This is a genomic window from Methylobacterium komagatae (genome assembly GCF_042661665.1).
Taxonomy (GTDB): Bacteria; Pseudomonadota; Alphaproteobacteria; order Rhizobiales; family Beijerinckiaceae; genus Methylobacterium; species Methylobacterium komagatae.
Genome location: NZ_JBHSWN010000001.1, coordinates 2,780,401 through 2,802,564 on the forward strand (window position 1 = coordinate 2,780,401; position 22,164 = coordinate 2,802,564).

Below are 22,164 nucleotides of genomic sequence, written 5' to 3' on the forward strand. Positions count from 1 at the left end.
GTGTCACGGCGGTGCGCGAGCGTCGCTGGACGGTGACGATCCAACGCTTAGCTGATGTGCGCAGAGGCACACGGCCTCCGTGCATGTCCCCCGGAGGAACGTTGAGCCACTCTCTCGCCCCGGTCAGCGACACGGCCTCAGCAGAGCCAGCCGAACAGAAGCGCGGGCGCCTCAGCCCAGCTCTGCTGCTCGGGGCGCTCGGCGTCGTCTACGGCGACATCGGCACCAGCCCACTCTACGCCTACAAGGAAGCGGTGAAGGCAGCGGGTGGAGGGACGGCCACGCCTCTCGCCGTCACGGGCGCGGTGTCCCTGATCTTCTGGGCATTGATCCTCGTCGTCTCGCTCAAATACGCGATCCTGATCCTGCGGGCGGACAATCGCGGGGAGGGCGGGATCGTCGCCATGCTGGCCTTGCTCGGCGCGCGTCAGGCCAAGCCGGGAACGGCGAAGGCGCTTTTGCTGGTGGTCGGCCTCCTCGGCGCGGCTTTGCTTTATGGGGATGGTGCGATCACCCCCGCCATCTCCGTCCTTTCGGCGGTGGAGGGGTTGAAGGTCGATGCGCCTTCGCTCGGGCGCTACGTGGTGCCGATCACCCTCGTGATCCTCGTGGGGCTGTTCGCCGTGCAGTTCCAGGGCGTGGCGAGGATCGGGCGGATCTTCGGCCCCGTCATGCTGCTGTGGTTCGCGACCCTGGCATGGCTCGGCATCGGCGCGATCCTGCACAACCCCGAGATCCTGGCGGGGCTCAACCCACTGAAGGCGGTCGAATTCCTCGTCCATGCGGGCTGGGGCATCAGCTTCGCCATGCTGGGGGCGGCCTTTCTGGCCGTTACGGGCGGGGAGGCGATGTATGCCGATCTTGGCCATTTCGGCGCCCGGCCGATCCGCGTGGCGTGGTTCGCCTTGGTGCTTCCCGCTCTGGTGCTCAACTATTTCGGGCAGGGCGCCCTGCTTCTCTCCGAACCCGACGCGCTGGAAAACCCGTTCTTTCGCCTCGCGCCTGACTGGGCGCATATCCCCCTCGTCGGCCTCGCGACGCTCGCGACGATCATCGCCTCGCAAGCGATCATCTCCGGCGTGTTCTCGCTGACGCAACAGGCGATCCAGCTCGGCTTCCTACCCGCCATGCGGATCGTCCAGACCGCGCACGAGGAGCGCGGCCAGATCTACGTCCCGGCCGTGAACTGGCTCCTCGCCATCGCCACTCTGGTGGCGGTCGTCGTGTTCGAATCGTCCGATGCGCTCGCGGGCGCCTACGGCATCGCGGTGTCGATGCTCATGGCGATCACGACCCTGCTCGCCGCGCTCATTGCCCTTAAATGGGGCTACAACCCTATCGCCGTCCTGGCGGTCAACGGCTTCTTCCTCGCCATCGATCTCGTCTTCCTCGGCGCCAACAGCGTGAAGATTCTGGAAGGCGGCTGGTTTCCCCTGGTGCTCGCGGGCTTCGTCGCGATGATGATGCTCACGTGGCGGAAGGGAAACACGCTGGTGGAGGAGGCGCGCACCGCCATGCGCCAGCCGGAGGACGCCTTCCTTGAGGAGCTGAGCCATCAACGGCTTCTCAGGCTACCCGGCACGGCAGCCTTTCTGTCTTCCGCGCTTCACGGAATCCCGCTGCACCTGTCGCGCTTCGTGGAGCGCAGCCACGCCCTGCACGAGCGCGTGTTGATCGTCACTGCCTTCTACGAGGAGACACCGAGCGTGCCCCTCGACGAGCGGGCACGCGTCATCGAGCTCGCACCAAACTTCTACCGCGTCATTCTACGCTACGGCTTCATGGAAGATGCATCGATCCCGGAAGGGATCGCCTGCGCGGTCCGGAAAGGCGAACTTCCGCAGCAATGCGTAGAGGATGTGACTGTCTTTATCGGTCACGAGACTGTGATCCCAAAAAACGACAGCCGTGGAATGGCTGCTTGGCGGGAAAGTCTGTTCGCATTCATGCAGCGAAATGCCGAGAGAACAGGCGCTTTCTTCGGTGTCCCGACTCGCCAAGTCGTCGAAGTCGGCACCGAAATCGAGATCTGACACGCCGTACAGGAACGGAACCTAGGCCGTCTCTCATCGTTCGACTCGCCTGAAGAGCCAAGCGGCTCCGCAGCGTCCCCATTCGGGGGATGCCTCGCCGGGGCCGGACGAACGGAGGGATTTCGATGAACAGCGATCGTCTGGAAGGCGGGGTTCGCCATCTGCGCGGCCGGGTGAAGACCGCAACCGGCGCCCTGCGCGGCAATCCGGGCCGTCAATTCGACGGTGCGGTGGATCAGGTTGCCGGTGCCGCCCAGTACGCCTATGGCCGCGCCCGCGAGACGGGTGAAGATCTGCGCCGCGACGGCGAGCATCTCTACGAGGAAGGGCGTGATCGCGCCCGTGCCTTCGCCGAGGAAGCCTACTCGCGCGGTGAAGCCTTCGCCGACGAGGCGGTTCAGCGCAGCCGCAATATCCGCTCGCGCGCTGTCCATCACGGGCGCCACCTGGCCCGCCGGGCCGACGACAACCGTGGCACGACGCTCGCCCTGGTGGCGGCCGTGGCCTTCGGTATCGGCTGGCTCGCCCGCCCGAGCCGTTAAGACGGGTAGCCGCCCAAACGCATAAAGACATCTTTATGTCTTGATTGCTTCCTCGCTCGCGAAGTGATAGGCCACCGGCCGGATCGCAACGCGAGTGAGGAGAGCCGCATGGCCAAGGACTACATCGTCAAGGATATCGGGCTGGCCGATTACGGCCGGAAGGAAATCTCGATCGCCGAGACCGAGATGCCCGGCCTGATGTCCGTTCGGGAGGAATACGGCGCGAAGCAGCCGCTGAAGGGCGCCAAGATCGCCGGCTCCCTGCACATGACCATCCAGACGGCGGTGCTGATCGAGACGCTGAAGTCTCTCGGCGCCGACATCCGCTGGGTGTCCTGCAACATCTATTCGACCCAGGACCACGCTGCCGCTGCGATCGCCGCTGCCGGCATCCCGGTCTTCGCCGTGAAGGGCGAGACGCTGGAAGAGTACTGGGACTACACCTCCCGCCTGTTCGACTGGCATGACGGCGGCATGCCGAACATGATCCTGGACGACGGCGGCGACGCCACGATGTTCGTTCATCTCGGCCTGCGCGCCGAGAACGGCGACACCGCCTTCCTCGACAACCCGGGCTCCGAGGAGGAAGAGATCTTCTTCGCCCTGCTGAAGAAGAAGCTCACCGAGAAGCCGAAGGGCTGGTTCGCCGGTCTCGCCGACTCGATCAAGGGCGTCTCCGAGGAGACGACCACGGGCGTGCACCGCCTCTACATCCTCGCCAAGGAGGGCAAGCTGCTCTTCCCGGCGATCAACGTGAACGACTCGGTCACCAAGTCGAAGTTCGACAACCTCTACGGCTGTAAGGAGTCGCTGGTCGACGGTATCCGGCGCGGCACCGACGTCATGATGGCCGGCAAGGTCGCCATGGTTGCGGGCTTCGGCGACGTGGGCAAGGGCTCGGCCGCTTCGCTCCGCAACGCCGGCTGCCGCGTCATGGTCTCGGAGATCGATCCGATCTGTGCGCTCCAGGCCGCGATGGAGGGCTACGAGGTCGTGACGATGGAAGACGCCGCTCCGCGCGCCGACATCTTCGTCACCGCCACCGGCAACCGTGATATCATCACCCTCGACCACATGCGGGCGATGAAGGACCGGGCGATCGTCTGCAACATCGGCCACTTCGATAACGAGATTCAGGTCGCCGGCCTGAAGAACCTGAAGTGGAACAACATCAAGCCGCAGGTCGACGAGATCGAGTTCGCCGACGGCCACCGCATCATCCTCCTCTCGGAGGGTCGCCTCGTGAACCTCGGCAACGCGACGGGCCACCCGTCCTTCGTGATGTCGGCCTCATTCACCAACCAGACGCTGGCCCAGATCGGCTCTGGACCAACCCGGGCAAGTACGAGAAGCAGGTCTACACCCTGCCGAAGGCGCTCGATGAGAAGGTCGCCGCCCTGCACCTCGCGAAGGTCGGCGCGACTCTTTCGAAGCTTCGCCCGGATCAGGCCGCGTATATCGGCGTGAAGGAAAACGGTCCGTTCAAGCCCGAGCACTACCGCTACTAGAACGGTTGCGCACTACACACTATCGGGCCCGGCGTGCTTCGCCGGGCCCTTCGTTTGTCAAGGCCAATTCGACACAGGCGGGTGTGTCTTCTGTGTGTCGTTAACGAGCGATTTACCCGCATCGCGCACGGCCACGCTTCGTTCTCCTTCCGGCCTGAATCCCCCCCACGCTAAGGTGCGCCCGACTCAGTGACTGGCGTAGCGCGGCCGCCCCGTAAGAGGGCATCCGTGACAGGGTGCGTTCCGTGCCGCACGGGCGCACGCCGGCGGCAATGATAGCTTTTGGGGGCAAGGCGGATGCGGGTCGGACGTGCGGCTCGGCTGCAGGTCGGCGTGGGGATTCTCGCGCTGTTCGCGGCGAGCGCGGCCTTGGCGGAAATGCAGGATAACCCGGCGGCTCACAGCCCCCGGGAGATGCACGGCGTCGCCGGCCTCGCGGTGTTCGGCGGGCTCGTCGCCTTCGCGGTGATCCTTGCGCTGCTCTATCTCTATGAGCGCGCGCGCTGGAACCGGCGGGAGCAGGATCTCGTCGCTGCACTCAACCTGCTGCGCGGTGCCCATGATCGCGCCGAGATGCTGCTGAGCACTGACCGGCAGGTCATCATCACCTGGAACGAGAACGGCGAGCCCGTGATCGAGGGCGATGTCGGCATCGCCCTCGGTGGCGAGCGGGCCGTGACGGATTCGGCCCGTCGTGTCCTCGCCTTCGGCGCGTGGCTGATGCCTGCCGACGCGCAGGCGGTCGAAGCCGCCCTCGACACGCTCCTGACCCGTGGCACCGGCTTCGCCATCGATCTGCGGACCCAGACGGGTCACAACGTCGACGCCCAGGGGCGGACGGTAGCGGGCCGTGCCCTGCTGCGGTTGCGGGAGACCACATCCGAGCGTCGGGAGATCGCGGAACTGCGGATCACCCTTGATGAAACGCGGCGCGGACTCACCGCCTTGGCGGGGCTTCTCGATGCGATTCCGCAACCGGTCTGGCGGCGCAGCCGCGATGGCAGTCTCGCCTGGGTGAACGCCGCCTACGTCGCCGCTCTCGAAGCACCGAGCCGCGAGGCGGTGATCGACGCGGGGATCGAATTGCTAGACCGTCCCGCGCGGGAAACCATCGCCCGCGAGGAAGCCGCCGGTCCCGGTCGGAGGGCTCCCCGTGTCTCGGCCGTCATGGCGGGCCAACGCCGCGTCCTCGACATTTACGAGACGAGCGTCGATGGCGGCCGGGTCGGCATCGCCGTGGACGTGTCGGAGTTGGAGAGCGTCCGCGCGGACCTGCAGCAGCAGATGAATGCCAACGCCCGCACCCTCGACCAATTGCCCACCGCCGTGGCGATGTTCGACGTGGGCCAGCGGCTGATCTTCCACAATGCCGCCTACCGGGCGTTGTGGGATCTCGATCAGGACTTCCTCGATAGCCGCCCCTCGGACGGTGAGATCCTCGATCTGCTGCGCTCGCAGCGCAAACTCGAGGAGCATGCCGATTTCCGCACGTGGAAACACAGCGTGCTGGGCGCCTATCGCGCGGCCGAGGCCAACCAGGCGTGGTGGTATCTCCCGGATGGCCGGACGCTGCGCGTCGTAGCCGATCCGAACCCGCAGGGCGGCCTGACCTATCTGTTCGAGGACGTATCGGACCGGCTCAACGCCGAATCGCGCTACAATGCCCTCCGCCGCCTTCAGGCCGAGACCCTCGATACCCTGGCCGAACCGGTGGCCGTGTTCGGCGCCGATGGACGGCTGCACCTCGCCAACCGTGCCTTCACGACGATCTGGCGCCTCGATCCGGAGATGATCGACGCACGGCCGCACGTCGATTCAGTAATCCTGCGCTGCAAGAGCCTCGCCCCGGCAGAGGATCAGTGGCTCGACATCCGCGACGCGGTGGTGGGCCTCGAAGCCCGCACTGCGCTGGCCCGCCGGATCGAAATGGTCGACGGCATGGTCCTCGATTGCGCAACGCAACCCCTGCCCGAGGGTGCGACCCTGCTGACGCTGATCGACGTGACACCGAGTGTGAACGTCGAGCGGATGCTGACCGAGCGGAACGAAGCCCTGGAGAAGGCCGCCGAACTGCGCGACACCTTCGTCCATCACGTGTCCTACGAGCTACGCTCGCCGCTTACGAACATCATCGGCTTCACACAGCTGCTGGGTGACGAGACGGTAGGGGCGCTCAACACCCGCCAGCGCGAATATGCCGATCACATCATGCGCTCATCCGGCGCGCTGCTGGTGATGATCAACGACATTCTCGATCTCGCCTCGATCGATGCCGGGTCCCTGGAACTTCAGCGCGAGGACGTGAACGTTCAGGCCACCGTCGAGGCGGCCGTCCGCGGGGTCGAGGACCGTCTGGCCGAGGCGCGTATCGCCCTGTCCGTCGATGTGGCCGACGATGTCGGCAGCGTCCCGGCGGATGGGAAGCGGATTCGCCAGATCCTCTTCAATCTGCTCTCGAATGCCGTGGGCTTCTCCGAGCCCGGCCAACAGGTGGAGATCACCGCGCGACGCACGAACCGCGATCTCGTCCTCAGCGTCCGCGACCACGGTGTGGGCATGACGAAGGAGATGAAGGACCTCGTCTTCAACCGGTTCGAAAGCCGCACGCGCGGCACGCGTCACCGGGGCGTGGGCCTCGGCCTGTCCATCGTCCGCTCATTCGTGGAGTTGCATGGCGGACGGGTCGAGCTGGAAAGCGAGCCGGGTCTCGGCACCTGCGTCACCTGCTTCTTTCCCCTCAACCCGCCGGAAGAGCCTCATCCGACGCCGCGCAACGCGAACAAGCCGCCGCCGCGCCCCGATCTGTCACGCCTCTCCATCGCGTGATCGCCCGCCACGCTTGACCCCGGCGGGGCGGCGCCTCACGGAGGCGGATGGTCAAGACAACGGGTTCGGGCTGGGCCGTCTTCGCGAATGGCGATTTCCGGCTCTTCGGCGGCGCAAGGTTCCTGACGGGACTCGCCTACCAAATGCAGGCCGTGGCGATCGGGTGGTTCGTCTACGAACTGACCCACTCGGCCCTGGCGCTAGGTCTCGTCGGCCTCGCAGGCTTCCTGCCCGCCATGCTCAGCGCGCTGGTGAGCGGCCACGTGGCCGACGTCTATGAGCGGCGCATCGTGGGCTCGCTCGCCTTCGCCGTGCAATCCGTGGCGAGCTTCGGACTTCTCGCTTACGCGCTGAGCGGTGCCACGGCGATCTGGCCGGTCTATGCTCTGGTCGTCATCGTCGGGACCGCGCGCGCCTTCGCGAACCCCGCCTTGCAGGCCCTGCTGCCGACCCTTGTGCCGGCGACGCTGTTCGGTTCGGCCATCGCCTGGAATGCGTCCCTCTGGCAGACGGCTTCGGTGATGGGGCCCGCCCTCGGCGGGTTGCTCTATGCGCTCGGCCCCAAGGTGGTCTTCGCGGCGGCGGGCACGAGCTTCGCCCTGGCGAGCGTGAGCATCGCGCTCATTCGGCACCGCCCGGCGCCGGTCACGGAACGGCCTGCGGTCACCTGGGCGACCCTGCTCGCGGGGATCGGCTACATCCGATCTCAGCCGGTGGTGCTGGGAGCAATCAGCCTGGACCTGTTCGCCGTGCTGTTCGGCGGCGCGACAGCACTGCTGCCGATCTACGCGGCGAGCGTGCTTCATGTCGGGCCGCTCGGCCTCGGGCTGTTGCGCAGCATGCCCGCTGCGGGCGCCGTGACGATGGCCCTATTCCTCGCAACCTACCCGCTACGCCGCCACGCGGGCATTCGCATGCTGCGGGCAGTGATGGTGTTCGGCCTCGCCACCCTGGCCTTCGGCCTCTCAACCTCGCTGCCCCTGTCGATGGCATGCCTGTTCGTCACGGGAGCCGCCGACATGATCTCGGTCTACGTGCGGCAGAGCTTCGTGCAGGGCGAGACGCCGGACGAAATGCGTGGCCGGGTCGCGGCAGTGAACACCGTCTTCATCGGGGCCTCGAACGAACTCGGTGAGTTCGAATCGGGACTGCTCGCCGCCGCCTTGGGCGCGGTGCCCGCCGTCGTGTTGGGAGGCGCGGCGACGATCGCCATCGCCGTGCTCTGGGGTCGTCTGTTCCCGGCGCTCCGGGACCGCGACCATCTCCTCGTTCAGAAGTGAGCCCTCAGCGGCCCGCCAGGAGCGGCGACCACGTGGGGTCCGACGCGTAGCTCGGCGTCGGCACCGGCTGCTCGACCTTGCCGGTGATGTCGACCATGAACAGCTTGCCGCCACCCTGGCCGCCCGGATCACGGAAGAACACGACATACTGCCCATTCGGCGAGAAGGATGGGCTCTCGTTGTGGAACCCCTCGGTGAGCACGCGCTCGCCGGTGCCGTCGGGCTTGGCGACGCAGATGGCGAAACCGCCGTTGCGCTGACGGGTATAGGCGATGAGATCGCCGCGCGGCGACCAAGCGGGCTGCGAGGCCGAGCCGCCGCCGAAGGTGACGCGGTGCGGGTTCGAGCCGTCCGCGCCCATCACGTAGACCTGCTGCGAGCCGCCGCGATCGGATTCGAACGCGATCTGGCTGCCATCTGGCGAGTAGGTCGGCGAGGTGTCGATGGCGAGGCCGCTGGTGATCGGCTTCTGCGCCTTCGACGCGAGGTCCATGGTCACGATGTCGGCGTTACCGCCCTGCTGCACGCTCATCACGAGGCGCCGGCCATCGGGGGAGAAGCGCGGGCTGGCGCTCATCGAATCGACGGAGCCGAAAGCCTGCCGGGAACCGGTTTCGAGGTTGATCACCTGCACACGCGGCTGGTGGCCGCTCGCCTGCGCCATGAAGGCGATCTCCTGGCTGCTCGGCGAATAGCGCGGAGCGACGATGGACATCTCACCCGTGGTGATGGCGCGGACATTGGCGCCGTCCTGATCCATCACCATCAGCCGCTTGCGGCGGTTTTCCTTCGGGCCGGTCTCGTCCACGAAGGCGATGCGGCTGTCGAACCAAGGGCCGAGGCCGGTGATCTTGGTGTAGACCTGATCCGATACGAGATGGCCCGTGCGGCGGGCATTGGCCGGATCGGTGGCGTATTGCTGGCCGATCATCTGCTGGCCGGAGGTCACGTCCCAGAGGCGGAACTCGACCTTCAGCCGACCGCCGCCATCACGCACGACGCGGCCGGTAACGAGGCCCTGCACGCCCGTTGCCCGCCACTTCTCGAAGTTCGGGGCAGCGTCGAAGGACGGGTTTTCGGGGAAGCGCGCGCGGTCGAGGGGCGCGAAATAGCCCGAGCGGCGCAGGTTGTTCGTCACCACGCCGCTGACGAGGCCGCCGAGGCTCGGATCGCCGCCGAACTCCGTGACGGCGATCGGCATGGGCTGGAAGCTGCCGCCGCCGATCCGCAGCTGAAGTTGCGCCTGCGCGGGACCGGCGAAGCCAAGGGCCACGGCAGCGAACGCCAGAAGAGCCAGGAGGTGGGCAGGCAGCGCGTTGCGGTGCCGGCGGATCGAGCTGTCGGTCATCGTCTCGGTCGTCGTGCTGACAGGGGAACGGGCGGCGAGGGAGCGGTGCCCGGCGTTACGTCGCCGTGAACTCGAACTCCGCGTTGATCGCCTTCCAGTCGTTGTAATACGGCGCATAGGTGGCCGGTATGTGATACGGCGCGCACCGCCTCACCGCGCGAAGCGCAGCCTGGGCGATGGACTGGTCCACCGCGCTCGCGCCGCCACGCATGATGCGCGGCTCGGTGCTGAGCGACCCATCCGGGTTCAGGCGGATATCGAGCACCGGAAGCACCACGCCCTGAGCAGCGCCGGGCGGAGCCGAATAGCACCGCTCGATCTGCTGCTGAAGCATGCCGACCAGCGCGTCGCGCAGCGAAGGCGACAGGCGCTGCGCCGAGCCCGCGGCGGCACCCAGAGCGGCGACCTTCTGCACCTGATGACCCGTTGCGCCCGTCGATTGCGACTGCGCCTTTGAATTGAGCACCGAGCGGATATCGCCCGCGTTGAACTTCTCGGCCAGTTCAGCCTGCTTGCGCGCCTTGGCCTCCGCGTCCGACTTTGCCTTCGCATCGGCCATGGCCTTGGCTTTCGCCTTGGCGGCTGCCTCGGCCTTGGCCGCAGCCGCGGCTTCCGCCTTCTCGCGTTCAGCCTCGGCCTTCGCTTCGGCGATTTCCTTCTGGCGCTCGGCTTCGGCCTCAGCCTTGGCCTTCGCGTCGGCCGCCTTCTTCGCAGCTTCCTTGGCGGCCTCGGCCTTCGCCTTGGCTTCCGCAGCCTTCGCTTCGGCGGCAGCCTTGGCCTCGGCAGCCTTCTTGGCGGCTTCGGCCTTCGCCTGGGCGGCAGCTTCCGCTTCCTGGCGCTCGATCAGCTTGTCGAGTTGTTCGCGCTTCTCAGCCTCGGCCTTGGCCTGCGCGGCCTTGGCTGCAGCCGCAGCCTCAGCCTTCGCCTTGCTCTCCGCTACAGCCTTTGCGGCAGCAGCCTTCTCGGCGGCGGCGGCTTTCTCCGCAGCCGCTTTGTCGGCGGCAGCCTTCGCGGCTTTCTCGGCCTCGCGCTTCTCCTCGGCGGCCTTGGCTGCCTTGGCGGTCTCGGCCTCGTCCGGATCGGTGCGCAGCGGCATCTCGTCCGCGTTGGCGACCTTCATCTCGGCGGGGCGCTTGGGCGGCGTGGGAGCGTCGGTCTTGGAATTCTCCGGCTCGCGCTCCTCGATCTTCTCGGCCTGCCGGTCGGCGCGGCTCTGAGGGTTCGGCATCGGCTTGTCGGCCTGACGCTCACCCTTGGTGATCTCGGAGAACTGATTTTCGGTAATCACCTCCACAGGCACGCCTTCCTGCGCCTCGGGGAGGGCAGGGGCGGACACGGTGACCAGCGCGAGGCCGAGCAGGACCACATGGGTCCCGGCAGAGATCCAGACGCCGGGCTCCCGGCGGTCGAAGGTCGGCAAGGAGATCGCCAAGATAGCGTCGCTCCTAGTGTTCGGGCTCGGTGACGAGCGCGACGTGGCGGAAGCCGCCGCCCGTCACGATGGCCATCACCTGGGCGACGCGTCCGTAATCGACCCGCTTGTCGCCGCGCACGAAGACGCGGTCCTCGGTGCCATTCTTGGCGGCAGCCGTCAGCTTGGCCACGATGGAATCGTCGGTCAGCTCGTCCTCGCCCAGGAAGATCTGCCCGGTCTGGCGGATCGACAGGGTGATCGGCTTCACATCCGAGTTGAGGGGCGAAGCCTTGGATTGCGGCAGGTCGAGCGGCACGCCGACCGTCATCATCGGCGCCGCGACCATGAAGATGATCAGCAGCACCAGCACGACGTCGATGAACGGCGTCATGTTGATCTCGTTGATGGCGCCACCGCGACGGCCGCGCCTGCGCCGCCGCTTCGCCCCACCTTGCCCAGCCCCTGCCGCCATGGCCATCGGTCAGTCTCCTCAGGCGGCCAGCGACAGGCGCTCGTCGATCTGCCGCGACAGGATCGCGGAGAACTCGTCGGCGAAGCCTTCCAGGCGCGACTGCGCCTTGGCGACCTCAGCCTGGAGCTTGTTATAGGCGAGCACCGCCGGAATCGCGGCGAACAGGCCGATGGCGGTGGCGAACAGCGCCTCCGCGATGCCGGGCGCCACGACGGCAAGCGACGTATTCTTGGAGGCCGCAATCGAGGTGAAGGCGGTCATGATGCCCCACACCGTGCCGAACAGGCCGATATACGGACCTGCCGAGCCGATGGAGGCGAGGAACAGGAGGCGCGATTCCAGACGCTCGACCTCGCGATGGATGGTGACGTCGAGCTGCTTCTCGATGCGCTGAGACAGCGACTGGACCTGACGGCCCGAGCCCTCGAACGAGCGCTTCCACTCACGCATGGCGGCCACGAAAACCGCCGCGAGGCCGGTGGCCGGACGGTCGTTGAAGGAACGGAAGAGCTCTTCAAGGGAGCGGCCCGACCAGAACGCATCCTCGAACGCGTCCATCTCGTTGCGGATGCGCCGGAACAGGAGCGTCTTGTCGACGATGATCGACCAGCACCACACGGAGGCGCTGAGCAGGCCCACCATCACGATCTTCACGACGAAGTGCGCCTGGAGGAACAAGCCGAGCAGGCTCATGTCGGCCACGGGTGCGGCGGCCTGCATCGCGTCGGCTGGGTTCATCCGTCGAAGTCTCCTGCTCCGAGCCGGCGCGAGGCCGCGAATGGGCCGCCATTGCCGGAAGTGCGAGCGATATCAATGCTATCGTCCGCGATTCTGTCGAAAGTAAGGGCTACGCCCTACCGGAACCGTCCGTCTCGTCCGCCGGATTTTAAGGGCTCAGCAAGGTTAAGTATCGGTTAGGATCCAGGCGATCTTGCGACGATTCCCGATGACAGATGGCTGGACCTGAGCGGAACGCGCTCCCTATTCTGCCGATCGACGCAGAAAGAACAGGATCACATCGTGAACGCACCCGTCCCGAGCCTGCCTGATCTGCTGCGCGGGGAGGGAAGCTACCTCCTCGGCTGGTCCTGCCTCGCCGATCCCGCGCTGGCGGGGCTGATGGCCCGGAGCGGGTTCGATGTCGTGCTCCTCGATCAGCAGCACGGCACTTACGACGTCACCACCTCCGTCGCGGGGCTCACGGAACTGGCGCTGGCCGGAAAGCCCGGTCTCGTGCGGATCTCGGTGGGCGATTTCCGTATGGCCTCACGGATGCTGGATGCGGGCGCGGCAGGCATCGTCGCGCCGATGATCAACAGCGTCGAAGATGCGAAGGCCCTGGCCGCCGCTACCAAGTTCCCGCCGGTTGGCCAGCGCAGCTGGGGACCCGACCGGGCCATGGTGTTCTCCGGGCTGGAAAATCCGCAGGATTACCTGACCCAGGCCAACGGGCGGACCATGACCATCGCCATGTGCGAGACCCGGGAGGCCATCGCCAACCTGCCCGACATCCTCGCCGTGCCGGGCATTGATGGGATCCTCGTGGGACCGGGAGATCTATCCATCGCCCTTTCGAATGGGGCCGCCTTCGATCCACTCGGGAGCGCAGTGACGGAGGCGCTCGGCGAGATCGTCCGCGTCACGTTGGCAGCGGGCAAGGTGCCCTGCGCCTTCGCCGCCGGCGCGGCCCGCGCCAGCGAGATGCTGAAGATGGGCTTCAGGCTCTCCTCCATCGGTTACGACGGGCTCCTCGTCTCGGACGCCTTCGCGAAGGCGGTCGCGGAGGCGCGGAAGGGGTGATGGGCTGGCCCGCGCCTGTCCGGGCCTGTACATCCCCCCGGAAGGCTGGGTGAGCCGAGGGAAACGCCGATGCCAGACGCTTTCATCTACGACCACGTCCGCACGCCACGCGGGCGCGGCAAGGCGGATGGCGCTCTGCATGAGGTGACCGCTCTGCGGCTGGCGGAGACGGCGCTCCGAGCCCTGAAGGATCGCAACGGCCTCGATACGCGCTTGGTGGACGACGTGATCCTCGGCTGCGTCGATCCCGTGGGCGAAGCGGGGGGCGACATCGCCCGCGCCGCCGCCCTGGTCGCCGATTACGGCATTCACGTTCCCGGCGTTCAGATCAATCGCTTCTGCGCATCCGGTCTCGATGCGGTGAACTTCGCTGCCGCTCAGATCATGTCCGGCCAGCATCACATGACCGTGGGCGGCGGTGTGGAATCCATGAGCCGCATCGGCATCGGCGCCTCAGGCGGGGCGTGGCCTGTCGATCCGGCCATCGCCGTGAAGTCCTACTTCATGCCGCAGGGCATCTCGGCCGATCTCATCGCCACGAAATACGGCTTCACCCGCGAAGAGTGCGACGCCTACGCCGTGCGCTCGCAGGCCTTGGCCGCGCAATCCTGGGAGAACGGCCTGTTCGACCGCTCCGTCGTGCCGGTGCGCGACGTGAACGGCATCACCCTGCTCGACCACGACGAACACATGCGTCCGGGGACCGACATGCAGTCCCTCGCCGCCCTGAAGCCGTCCTTCGTGCAGATGGGCCAGCTGGGCGGGTTCGATTCGGTCGCGACCGATGCCCATCCGGATGTCGAGTTCGTGGACCATGTCCATCATGCCGGGAATTCCTCCGGCATCGTGGATGGCGCGGCCGCCGTGCTGATCGGCTCGCGGGAGGCGGGTGAGGCGGCAGGCCTCAGGCCACGGGCGCGCATCCGCGCCTTCGCGAATATCGGCTCCGATCCGGCGCTCATGCTCACCGGGCCGGTTGATGTGACCCATAAGGTGTTGCACCGGTCGGGGCTGACCCTCGACGACATCGATCTGATCGAAGTGAACGAGGCCTTCGCCGCCGTGGTGCTGCGTTTCTGCCAAGCGTTCGACCTCGACCCCGATGGGGTCAACGTCAATGGCGGCGCCATCGCGCTGGGCCATCCGCTCGGCGCGACAGGGGCGATTATCCTCGGCACCGCCCTGGACGAACTTGAGCGCACCGGCCGCGAGCGCGCCCTCATTACCCTGTGCATCGGCGCCGGGATGGGCACCGCCACGATCATCGAGCGCGTCTGAACGCAGCAGGTCAAGGACTTGCGGCTGCATCGTTTTCGACCGAAACGAGCGGCGCGCCCTGGCGGCCTGCCTCGAAGGCGGCTGCCGGGAACGGATACCAAACGGGAGGAAAGACTTTGAACCGCCTGATCGCTACCCTTTGCCTCGGCGTTGCGCTCTCCGCACCGCTCGCCGCCCACGCCGACGACATGAGCGACCGGGTCACGGAGGCGACGAAGCTCGTCAACAAGACCCTGATCAAAAACCTTCAGAACGGCTTCAACGTCGCGCTGGAAAAGACCACGGCTTCGATGCCGGAAGAGCGTGCCGAGTCGGTGCGCAAGGAATTGAATGCCGAGTTCGAAAAGCAGCGTACCCTGATGGTCGAGGGCCTTTCGAAGGAATACGCTCAGAAGTTCAGCCTCACCGAACTGAAGCATCTCGATGAGATCTATTCGGACCCGGTCTACGAGAAGTTCCAGACCATGAACGCCGATCCGAACTCGTCGGTGACGGCGATCTCGCAAAACTCGGTGACGAAGCTTCTCAACATGCTCGCCGTCGCTTCGGCCACCACGAACCCGCCCCCCGGCGCGCCGCCCGTTCCGGTTCCGGCGCCAGCTCCCGCCCAGAAGTAAGGGCGCGGAGCGCGTGGCGACCGGGCGGCGTCCGGCGTACCTTCACGCTGCGCGCGTGACGGCACCCAGCGCCATGCCCGGCACCACGGGCAGTGCTTCGATGAGGGGACGGGCGAAATGGTAGCCCTGCACCAGATCGATCCCAAGCCCCCGCACCGTCTCAAGTTCCGCCGCTGTCTCGATCCCCTCGGCGAGGATCGAGATACCCAGCGAGTGCCCGATGGACACGATGCCCGCCACGATGCTTCGGCGGCGGGCATCGGCGTCGAGACCGCGAAGCACGTCCATGTCGATCTTGATCAGGTCCGGCTGGAAGTTCGCGAGCAGGCTGAGCCCCGCGAAGCCCGCGCCGAAATCGTCCAAAGCCGTCATGAAGCCCTGCTGCCGGTAGGCGGCAACGATGCGTTTCAGGTGCTCGATATCCCGGAATCGCTCGTTCTCGGTGAATTCGAACATGATGCGGCGATGGGAGAAGCCTACCCGCTGGGCCGCCTCGAGGGACGCCCGGATGCAGGCACGGGGCTCGTAGACCGCGTTCGGCATGAAGTTGATGGACAGGCGGACGTCCTCGTCCGCCGGGAACAGTTTCCCCGCCAGTTCGATGGCCTTCACCCGCGCCGCTTGGTCGAAGCGGTAGCGTGTCTCGTCGTTGACCTGGGAGAGGATCGCGCCGGCCGGCTCGCCGTTCGTGCCGCGCACGAGCGCCTCATACCCCCAGACCCGCGCGGTCGAGAGATCGAGGATCGGCTGGAACGCCATGGTGAAGGCGAAGGGAAGAGGCGTGCTGTCCCTACAGGCAGCACATCCGACGGTGCGTTCCATACTCGGTTCCAAAGACAGCCCCCGCCGCCCCTAGGCCTAGTCCGCAAAACGTCACCAGTCGATTAAGATCAGAGCTTCCGTATTACCCCGGCGATACTCGCGCAGGAGCGATAGAATGAACACAGATTACTTTCGCTTCGAAACAGATGCCGATGGTATCGCCCTGGCGATCTGGGATATGCCGAACCGATCCATGAACGTCATCACCGAGGCGGTGATGGATGAACTGGCGTCGATCGTTGAGGCCGTAGCCTCCGATCCGGCCATCAAGGGCTGTGTCATCACCACCGGGAAGGAGAACTTCTCGGGCGGAGCCGACCTCACCATGCTTCAGGGCCTGCGCGCCGCGTATGAACGCTTGCGCGCTGAGGAAGGCGAGGAGGCGGCCATGCGCCGCTTCTTCGAGGAATCGCGCCGCCTCACCCTGCTGTTCCGGCGCCTGGAGACGTGCGGCAAGCCCTTCGCGGCGGCGATCCATGGCCTGTGCCTGGGCGGGGCCTTCGAGCTTGCGCTGTCCTGCCATTATCGGATCGCGTCAGACGCCCCCCATACCAGAGTCGGCCTGCCCGAGATCAAGGTCGGGTTGTTCCCCGGCGGCGGCGGCACGCAGCGGGTCGCCCGGCTGATGCAGACCGGCGACGCCTTGCAGATGCTGTTCAAGGGTGAGCAGATCCGCGCGCCCATGGCCAAGGGAATGGGCCTCATCCACGCAGTGGCCCCTGTGGCGGAGATCGTCGCGCAGGCAAAGGCCTGGATTCGTGACGGTGGATCGTCTGTAGCGCCCTGGGACGCGCCGAAGTTCAAGGCGCCTTCGGGTAAGGTCTATTCGCCTGCTGGAATGCAGGTCTGGCCCGCCGCCAACGCGATCTACCGCCGCGAAACGCACGACAATTACCCCGCGGCCAAGGCGATCCTGAACTCGGTCTACGAAGGCCTGCAGCTTCCCATGGATCACGCCCTCAAGGTCGAGAGCCGGTACTTCGCGCAGATCCTCCGCACCAAGGAGGCGGCGGCGATGATCCGCACGCTGTTCCTCTCCATGGGCGAGTTGAACAAGGGCGCCCGGCGGCCGAAGGATGTACCCCCCGCCACCCTACGCAAGGTCGGAGTCGTCGGCGCTGGTTTCATGGGCGCGGGCGTCGCCTATGTCTCCGCGCAGGCCGGTTTCGACACCGTGCTGATCGACCGGAGCCAGGAGGCGGCCGAAAAGGGCAAGGCGCACGCCCACGCCCTCATCACCGGCCAGATCAACAAGGGCCGCGCCAAGACCGCCGACCGCGACGCGCTGCTCTCCCGGATCACCGCGACCGCCGATTACGCGGCCCTTGAGGGCTGCGACCTCGTGATCGAAGCGGTGTTCGAGGATCCCGCGATCAAGGCCGAGGTGATCGGCAAGATCGAGGCGGTGATCGGCCCGGACGCGGTCTTCGCCTCCAACACCTCGACGCTCCCGATCACAGGGTTGGCGCGGCATTCCCGGCGGCCCGAGCTGTTCGTCGGCATCCACTTCTTCTCGCCAGTCGAGAAGATGATGCTCGTCGAGATCATCAAGGGCGGCGCAACCGGCGACCGCGCAATCGCCGTGGCCGTGGATTTCGTCCGCGCGCTCAAGAAGACGCCGATCGTCGTCAACGACTCGCGCGGCTTCTTCGCCAATCGCTGCGTCGGCGCCTACCTGCTTGAGGGGCACAAGATGCTTGCCGAGGGCGTGCCCCCGGCCATGATCGAGAGCGCCGGGCGCCAAGCGGGGATGCCGGTCGGCCCGCTCTCCCTCAACGACGAAGTGGCGTTGGATCTCATCCTGAAGATCGCCAGGGCCACCGAGGCGCAGGTGGGGCCCGATGCAGTCGATCCCGCTCAGACGTGGATACTGACCGAGATGGTCGAGACGCACGGGCGGCTTGGGCGGAAGAACCGCAAGGGGTTCTACGACTATCCGGAGGGCGCGCCGAAGCGCCTGTGGCCCGGCCTTGCCGAGTTGCAGCCCAACCGGCTGTCGCCGGAGGACGTCGACTTCACGGAGTTGAAGCATCGCCTGCTGGTGGTGCAGGCGGTCGAGGCCGCTCGCACCGTCGGCGAGGGCGTGGTCACCGACCCGCGCGAGGCCGATGTCGGCTCGATCCTGGGCTTCGGCTTCGCGCCCTTCACGGGCGGAGTGCTCTCCTACATCGACTTCATGGGCGTACCCGAATTCGTCGCCCTGGCCCGGTATCTTGAATCGCGCCATGGCGAGCGTTTTGCTGTGCCCGATAGCCTCGTCGAGATGGCGGAGAGCGGCCGCACATTCTACGGCCCAAGCCAGCAGGCGGCCTGACCCTATGTGCTGCCGTGGTCTTTTTGCTGCGGCAGCCCTTCGAGGTGCTCCAGCATGATCGTTCGGGCGCAGGCGCTGAAGGCCTGTACCAGACGGCTTCGCGCATGGTCCGGCGGGAAGAGAAGTGCGAAATGCACTGGCAGAGCAGGGGCGATGGGGCGGATCGCGATGGATGAGACCAACGCCTCTTCATAGGCCGCCAGCGGATTCATCACGCTGACCCCGAGCCCCGCCGCGACGAGCGTGCAGATTGCAGAGCCGAGCCCGGCTTCCGCTATCACCGAAACCTCCACGCCCGCCTGCGCCAGCATCGCGTCGATCCGCTCGCGCAGGGCGCTGCCGAGCGAGGAGGCAATGAAGTTTTCCCCACGCAGATCCTCCAGGCTCAGTGAAGCCTTCGCCGCCAGGGGATGATCGAGGGGCAGAACCGCGACGCATTCGAGCGTCTTCACATGGTCGAACCGGGCCTTCGGGATCTCGCCATAAACCATCGTGACGGCGGCATCGCAGAATCCCGTCGCGATCCACTCGCTCACCGCCTCGTCGTCACCCGAATGGATCGCGACTACGACGCCTGGATGGTCTCGCTGGAAGCGGGCCACTGCTCGCGCGAGAAGGCCCCCTGCGAGGCGCGGCATGGCTGCCACACGGAGCCGCTCCGCACCGAAGGCCCGGATGCGGGAGGCTGCGACCTCCAGGCTCGCCAATCCGACGAACGCCCGCTCGACCTCCGCGTGGAAACGTGTGCCGTCGAGCGTTGGAACGAGGCGACTTCCACCCCGGTCGAACAGGGGAAGACCGGTAATCCCTTCGAGTTGACCGATCAGGCGGCTGATCTGTGGCTGTGAGGTGTGGAGCCTGCGGCTTGCCTCGGTCATCGACCCAGTCGCCATCACGGCGCGAAACGCCTCGATATGGCGAAAGCTCATCGGCCGTCTCGACATATCAATTCAGTATGGCTGCGTGGTGAATCGGAATTGGACGCGCGTTTTGCAGCCAGCTTACCATCGAATGGTCAAGCTCCAGGGAGCCGGCCTCGAGGTCGAAGACCCGCCGCCCTGGAACAAGAGGGGGTCGAACGGTGAGAAAACTTGTCGCCGCGGCAGCGGCTTGTGCGCTCGGATCACTCATCGCTCAACCGGTCTGGGCGGAAGGCGGCGGACGACTCGACAAGATCCGTCAAACCGGAAAGATCGACATCGGCTTTCCCGACGCCTCGCCGCCCTTCGCCTTCCTCGACGGCAATGCCAAGCCGGTCGGCTATACCCTTGAGATATGCGAGCATGTGGCACAAAAGCTCAAGGACGATCTCGGGCTGAAAGCCCTCGAGGTGCGCTACACCGCCGTCATGTCGGCGACACGCATTCCGCTCATCGGCAACGGCACGATCGACCTTGAATGCGGAACCGCCACCAACCTGCCCGAACGGCACAAGCTGGTTTCCTTCGCCCCGACGACCTTCGTCACGCAGGTGGTGCTGGTCGCTCGCAAGGACTCGGCTGTCGACGTCAACGACCTTTCAAGCTTCAAGGGCAAGTCGATCTCGGCTCAGGCCGGGGGCAAACCCAGCGTGTGGTGGTCCGCGAAAGCGCCCAAGACAAGCTCGACATCCAGGTCGTGCCCGCGAAGGATACCGCCGAGGCTTTTCTGCTCCTTGAAACCGGCCGCGTCGCGGGCTCGGCGAACGACGATGCCCTGGCCCATGCGACTGTCGCGGGGGCCAAGCAGCCGAAGGATTTCAAGATCGGCACGAAGGGACTCGAATTCGCGCCCTACGGCATTCTTGAACCGAAGGACGACCCGGCCTTCAAGGCAGCGGTCGATAAGGCCGTCGTCGAGCTCATCAAGGACGGCACCGTGGCGGGGCTCTACCGCAAGTATTTCGAGCAGCCCATCCCGCCCAAGGGCATCAATTTGGAGCTGCCGATGAGCGACGTTCTGAAGCGCGCGCTCGCCAATCCCACCGATTCGGGCGACGAGGCGGCCTACCGGTGATTGATTTCGACGGAGCCGACGGAGTCGATCTGCGGAGCGATACGCTCACGCGCCCGACCCCGGCCATGTACGGGCGAATGGTCAGCGCGAAGCTCGGCGATGACGGGCTCGATCACGACCCGACCGCTTATGAACTCGAAGAGGCGGCAGCGACCATCCTCCGCAAGGAATCCGCGCTCTTCGTGCCGAGTTGCACCATGGCCAACCTTCTGGCGATCCTGGTGCAGGTCCAGCGCAGCGAGCAGATCCTGCTCGAAGCCTCGGCCCATATGATCACCACCGAGCGGGGGGCGGCGACATTGACGGGCGCCTTCTTCCTCGGGCTCCCGGGCGATGACGGCGCCTTGGACCTCGACCGGCTGGACGATGCCTTGCGCCCAGCCGCCAGTCCGCTGCGGACGGCGCTCGTTGCCGTGGAGACGACCCATAACGCGGCCGGTGGACTGGTCCCGTCCCTCTCGCACATGGCAGCGGTCGCCAGCATGGCGCAGAAGGCGGGCATTCCGGTGCATTGCGATGGTGCCCGGCTGTTCAACGCCGCGATCCATCTCGGCGTTGCTCCCGCGGTGGTCGCCGAGCCGCTCGATACGATCTCGATCTGCCTGTCGAAGGGACTGAGCGCTCCGGTCGGCGCAGTGCTGGTCGGCAGTGCCCGCGTGATCGACTCCGCCCGGCGCCTCCGTAAGATGATTGGCGGCACTCAGCGGCAGGTCGGAATCATGGCCGCTGCTGGGCTCGAAGCGCTGACGACGATGGTGCCGCGACTCGCCGAGGATCATGCCCGCGCGCGCGAACTTGCCGACGGCATCACGGCCCTTGGCTCTCCCCTCACGGCACAGACGCCGCAGACCAACATCGTACAGGTCGACGTCTCGCGGACAGGCCGCGATGCCGAAAGTTGGGTGGCCGACCTTGATGCAGCGGGTCTTCGCGTTCGACCGCTGGGCACGAGCCGCCTGCGCCTCGTCACTCACAGGCACGTCGAACCCGCCGATATCCCGCGAGCGCTGATCGCCTTTCAGCGCTGCCTGGACGGGGTGGCGTAGGCTCATGCCGCCCCGGCGAGCCTCTTGGCGAGGGTTGCGAGATCGGAATGGTTGTCGGACAGGAGGTCAGTAATATCGCCGACTTCCAGCGCCTTCACATGGCGGCAGCGCTGTCCGAATCGACCCGCCATACAGGTGCAGCGCAGGACGGCACCGCTCGTGCGTTCCTCAAAGGTCACTGTGTACCGGTTGCCGGTGGAGCCGCGCATCTGAAAGCTGAGGCTCGCAGAAGCGGGCGGCGCGAACCCCGCCATGGCCCGCCCGCTGATCAATCCCCGACCCGGCGCGGGCCGAGCCGATTCGCCTGGTACCGCCGTGACCGGCACGCCTATGGCCGCAGCGAGGCCGTGGACGTCGCCCGCTGACGTCTCAACCATGGCGGCCAGTGCGATACGTGCGCAGGCATAGGCATCCTCGCCCGCATCGTGGTGTTCGAACGTGATCCCGAGCCGCCTCGCGACCTTGCCGAGGCCGCAGCCCTCCGGCGCGGGAAAGACCCGCCGGGCCACCTGCACCGTGCAGAGATAGGATAGGTCCGGAACGGGAAGCCCGGCGCGTCCGAGCCCGGCGCGGAGGACACCGATATCGAAGGTGGCGTTGTGAGCGAGGATGACCCCACCCGCGAGATCCGCGAGATAGGGCGCCATCACCTCCGCGAAGCCCGGCCGGTTCGCCACGTCCGCGGGCAGGATGCCGTGAACGCGTATGTTGCCGGGGGAGAAGCGCATCTCCGGCGGGCGGATCAGGTGGCTCTCCCGCCGCACCACGCGCCCGTCCGTGATCCAGGCGAGCCCCACCGCGCAGGCGCTGTCGCGCCGCTCGTTCGCCGTCTCGAAATCGAGGGCGAGGGTGATCATGCCGAAGGCTCC

General features: G+C 66.5%; 17 protein-coding genes and 2 pseudogenes. 12 read left to right on the plus strand and 7 right to left on the minus strand.

Annotated elements, in window-relative coordinates:
- The first annotated feature begins 83 nt into the window (after window positions 1-83).
- The 5 genes and pseudogenes from ACFQE0_RS13575 (at window position 84) to ACFQE0_RS13595 (ending at window position 8,189) form a co-directional block, all read left to right on the plus strand.
- Window positions 84-2,033 carry a potassium transporter Kup gene (locus ACFQE0_RS13575; protein ID WP_378970407.1) on the plus strand — a complete coding sequence of 650 codons (1,950 nt, stop codon included), beginning with the start codon at window positions 84-86 and terminating at the stop codon, window positions 2,031-2,033.
- 125 nt (window positions 2,034-2,158) lie between these two features.
- A complete protein-coding gene (locus ACFQE0_RS13580; RefSeq protein WP_378970410.1) occupies window positions 2,159-2,575 on the plus strand; it encodes a CsbD family protein in 417 nt (138 codons plus the stop codon).
- A gap of 108 nt (window positions 2,576-2,683) precedes the next feature.
- A pseudogene (ahcY, locus tag ACFQE0_RS13585) lies at window positions 2,684-4,083 on the plus strand (adenosylhomocysteinase).
- A gap of 297 nt (window positions 4,084-4,380) precedes the next feature.
- The gene (locus ACFQE0_RS13590) at window positions 4,381-6,909 is read left to right on the plus strand and encodes a sensor histidine kinase (RefSeq protein ID WP_378970412.1); all 2,529 of its coding nucleotides are present in this window, start codon (window positions 4,381-4,383) and stop codon (window positions 6,907-6,909) included.
- A gap of 47 nt (window positions 6,910-6,956) precedes the next feature.
- Window positions 6,957-8,189: an MFS transporter gene (locus tag ACFQE0_RS13595; protein ID WP_378970415.1), complete on the plus strand. Its 1,233-nt coding sequence runs from the start codon at window positions 6,957-6,959 to the stop codon at window positions 8,187-8,189.
- A gap of 4 nt (window positions 8,190-8,193) precedes the next feature.
- On the opposite strand, the gene tolB is transcribed toward ACFQE0_RS13595, so the two are convergent.
- Genes tolB through tolQ form a run of 4 tightly spaced genes read right to left on the minus strand, consistent with a single transcriptional unit; the run spans window position 8,194 to window position 12,161 of the window.
- Window positions 8,194-9,537 (minus strand): Tol-Pal system beta propeller repeat protein TolB, encoded by a 1,344-nt coding sequence (gene tolB, locus ACFQE0_RS13600; RefSeq protein ID WP_378970418.1) that lies wholly within the window; start codon window positions 9,535-9,537, stop codon window positions 8,194-8,196.
- Window positions 9,538-9,592: 55 nt separating this feature from the next.
- Window positions 9,593-10,963: a cell envelope integrity protein TolA gene (gene tolA / locus ACFQE0_RS13605; protein ID WP_378975476.1), complete on the minus strand. Its 1,371-nt coding sequence runs from the start codon at window positions 10,961-10,963 to the stop codon at window positions 9,593-9,595.
- Window positions 10,964-10,982: 19 nt separating this feature from the next.
- A complete protein-coding gene (locus ACFQE0_RS13610) occupies window positions 10,983-11,429 on the minus strand; it encodes an ExbD/TolR family protein (RefSeq protein WP_378970421.1) in 447 nt (148 codons plus the stop codon).
- Window positions 11,430-11,441: 12 nt separating this feature from the next.
- Complete coding sequence (gene tolQ / locus ACFQE0_RS13615) at window positions 11,442-12,161, minus strand: protein TolQ (RefSeq protein ID WP_378970423.1); 720 nt, start codon at window positions 12,159-12,161, stop codon at window positions 11,442-11,444.
- A gap of 282 nt (window positions 12,162-12,443) precedes the next feature.
- On the opposite strand from tolQ, the gene ACFQE0_RS13620 reads away from it, so the two are divergent.
- The 3 genes from ACFQE0_RS13620 to ACFQE0_RS13630 all read left to right on the plus strand — a co-directional run bounded on the left by ACFQE0_RS13620 (window position 12,444) and on the right by ACFQE0_RS13630 (window position 15,118).
- On the plus strand, window positions 12,444-13,223 hold the full coding sequence (locus ACFQE0_RS13620) for an HpcH/HpaI aldolase family protein (protein WP_378970426.1): 780 nt from the start codon (window positions 12,444-12,446) through the stop codon (window positions 13,221-13,223).
- Window positions 13,224-13,292: 69 nt separating this feature from the next.
- Window positions 13,293-14,501, plus strand: coding sequence for an acetyl-CoA C-acetyltransferase (locus ACFQE0_RS13625; RefSeq protein ID WP_378970428.1), 1,209 nt, complete (start codon window positions 13,293-13,295; stop codon window positions 14,499-14,501).
- A gap of 116 nt (window positions 14,502-14,617) precedes the next feature.
- On the plus strand, window positions 14,618-15,118 hold the full coding sequence (locus ACFQE0_RS13630) for a DUF2059 domain-containing protein (protein ID WP_378970430.1): 501 nt from the start codon (window positions 14,618-14,620) through the stop codon (window positions 15,116-15,118).
- A 42-nt stretch (window positions 15,119-15,160) separates the two neighbouring features.
- Here ACFQE0_RS13630 and ACFQE0_RS13635 read toward each other — a convergent pair whose 3' ends face one another.
- A complete protein-coding gene (locus ACFQE0_RS13635) occupies window positions 15,161-15,940 on the minus strand; it encodes an EAL domain-containing protein (protein WP_378970432.1) in 780 nt (259 codons plus the stop codon).
- 115 nt (window positions 15,941-16,055) lie between these two features.
- Here ACFQE0_RS13635 and ACFQE0_RS13640 point away from each other — a divergent pair, with 115 nt between their 5' ends.
- Complete coding sequence (locus ACFQE0_RS13640; protein WP_378970435.1) at window positions 16,056-18,254, plus strand: FAD-dependent oxidoreductase; 2,199 nt, start codon at window positions 16,056-16,058, stop codon at window positions 18,252-18,254.
- A 2-nt stretch (window positions 18,255-18,256) separates the two neighbouring features.
- Here the strand turns inward: ACFQE0_RS13640 and ACFQE0_RS13645 are convergent, their stop codons facing one another.
- Entirely contained in the window at window positions 18,257-19,183 is a 927-nt protein-coding gene (locus ACFQE0_RS13645; RefSeq protein ID WP_378970437.1) for a LysR substrate-binding domain-containing protein, read from the minus strand.
- 152 nt (window positions 19,184-19,335) lie between these two features.
- Between ACFQE0_RS13645 and ACFQE0_RS13650 the strand changes: the two are divergent.
- The 3 genes and pseudogenes from ACFQE0_RS13650 to ACFQE0_RS13660 all read left to right on the plus strand — a co-directional run.
- A pseudogene (locus ACFQE0_RS13650) lies at window positions 19,336-19,737 on the plus strand (transporter substrate-binding domain-containing protein); the annotation flags it as partial.
- Window positions 19,738-19,829: 92 nt separating this feature from the next.
- Entirely contained in the window at window positions 19,830-20,249 is a 420-nt protein-coding gene (locus ACFQE0_RS13655; RefSeq protein WP_378975747.1) for a type 2 periplasmic-binding domain-containing protein, read from the plus strand.
- Complete coding sequence (locus ACFQE0_RS13660; protein WP_378970439.1) at window positions 20,246-21,295, plus strand: GntG family PLP-dependent aldolase; 1,050 nt, start codon at window positions 20,246-20,248, stop codon at window positions 21,293-21,295. Before ACFQE0_RS13655 ends, ACFQE0_RS13660 begins: the two co-directional genes overlap by 4 nt.
- Window positions 21,296-21,297: 2 nt before the next feature.
- On the opposite strand, the gene ACFQE0_RS13665 is transcribed toward ACFQE0_RS13660, so the two are convergent.
- On the minus strand, window positions 21,298-22,152 hold the full coding sequence (locus ACFQE0_RS13665) for a 3'-5' exonuclease (protein WP_378970442.1): 855 nt from the start codon (window positions 22,150-22,152) through the stop codon (window positions 21,298-21,300).
- Window positions 22,153-22,164 lie beyond the last annotated feature (12 nt).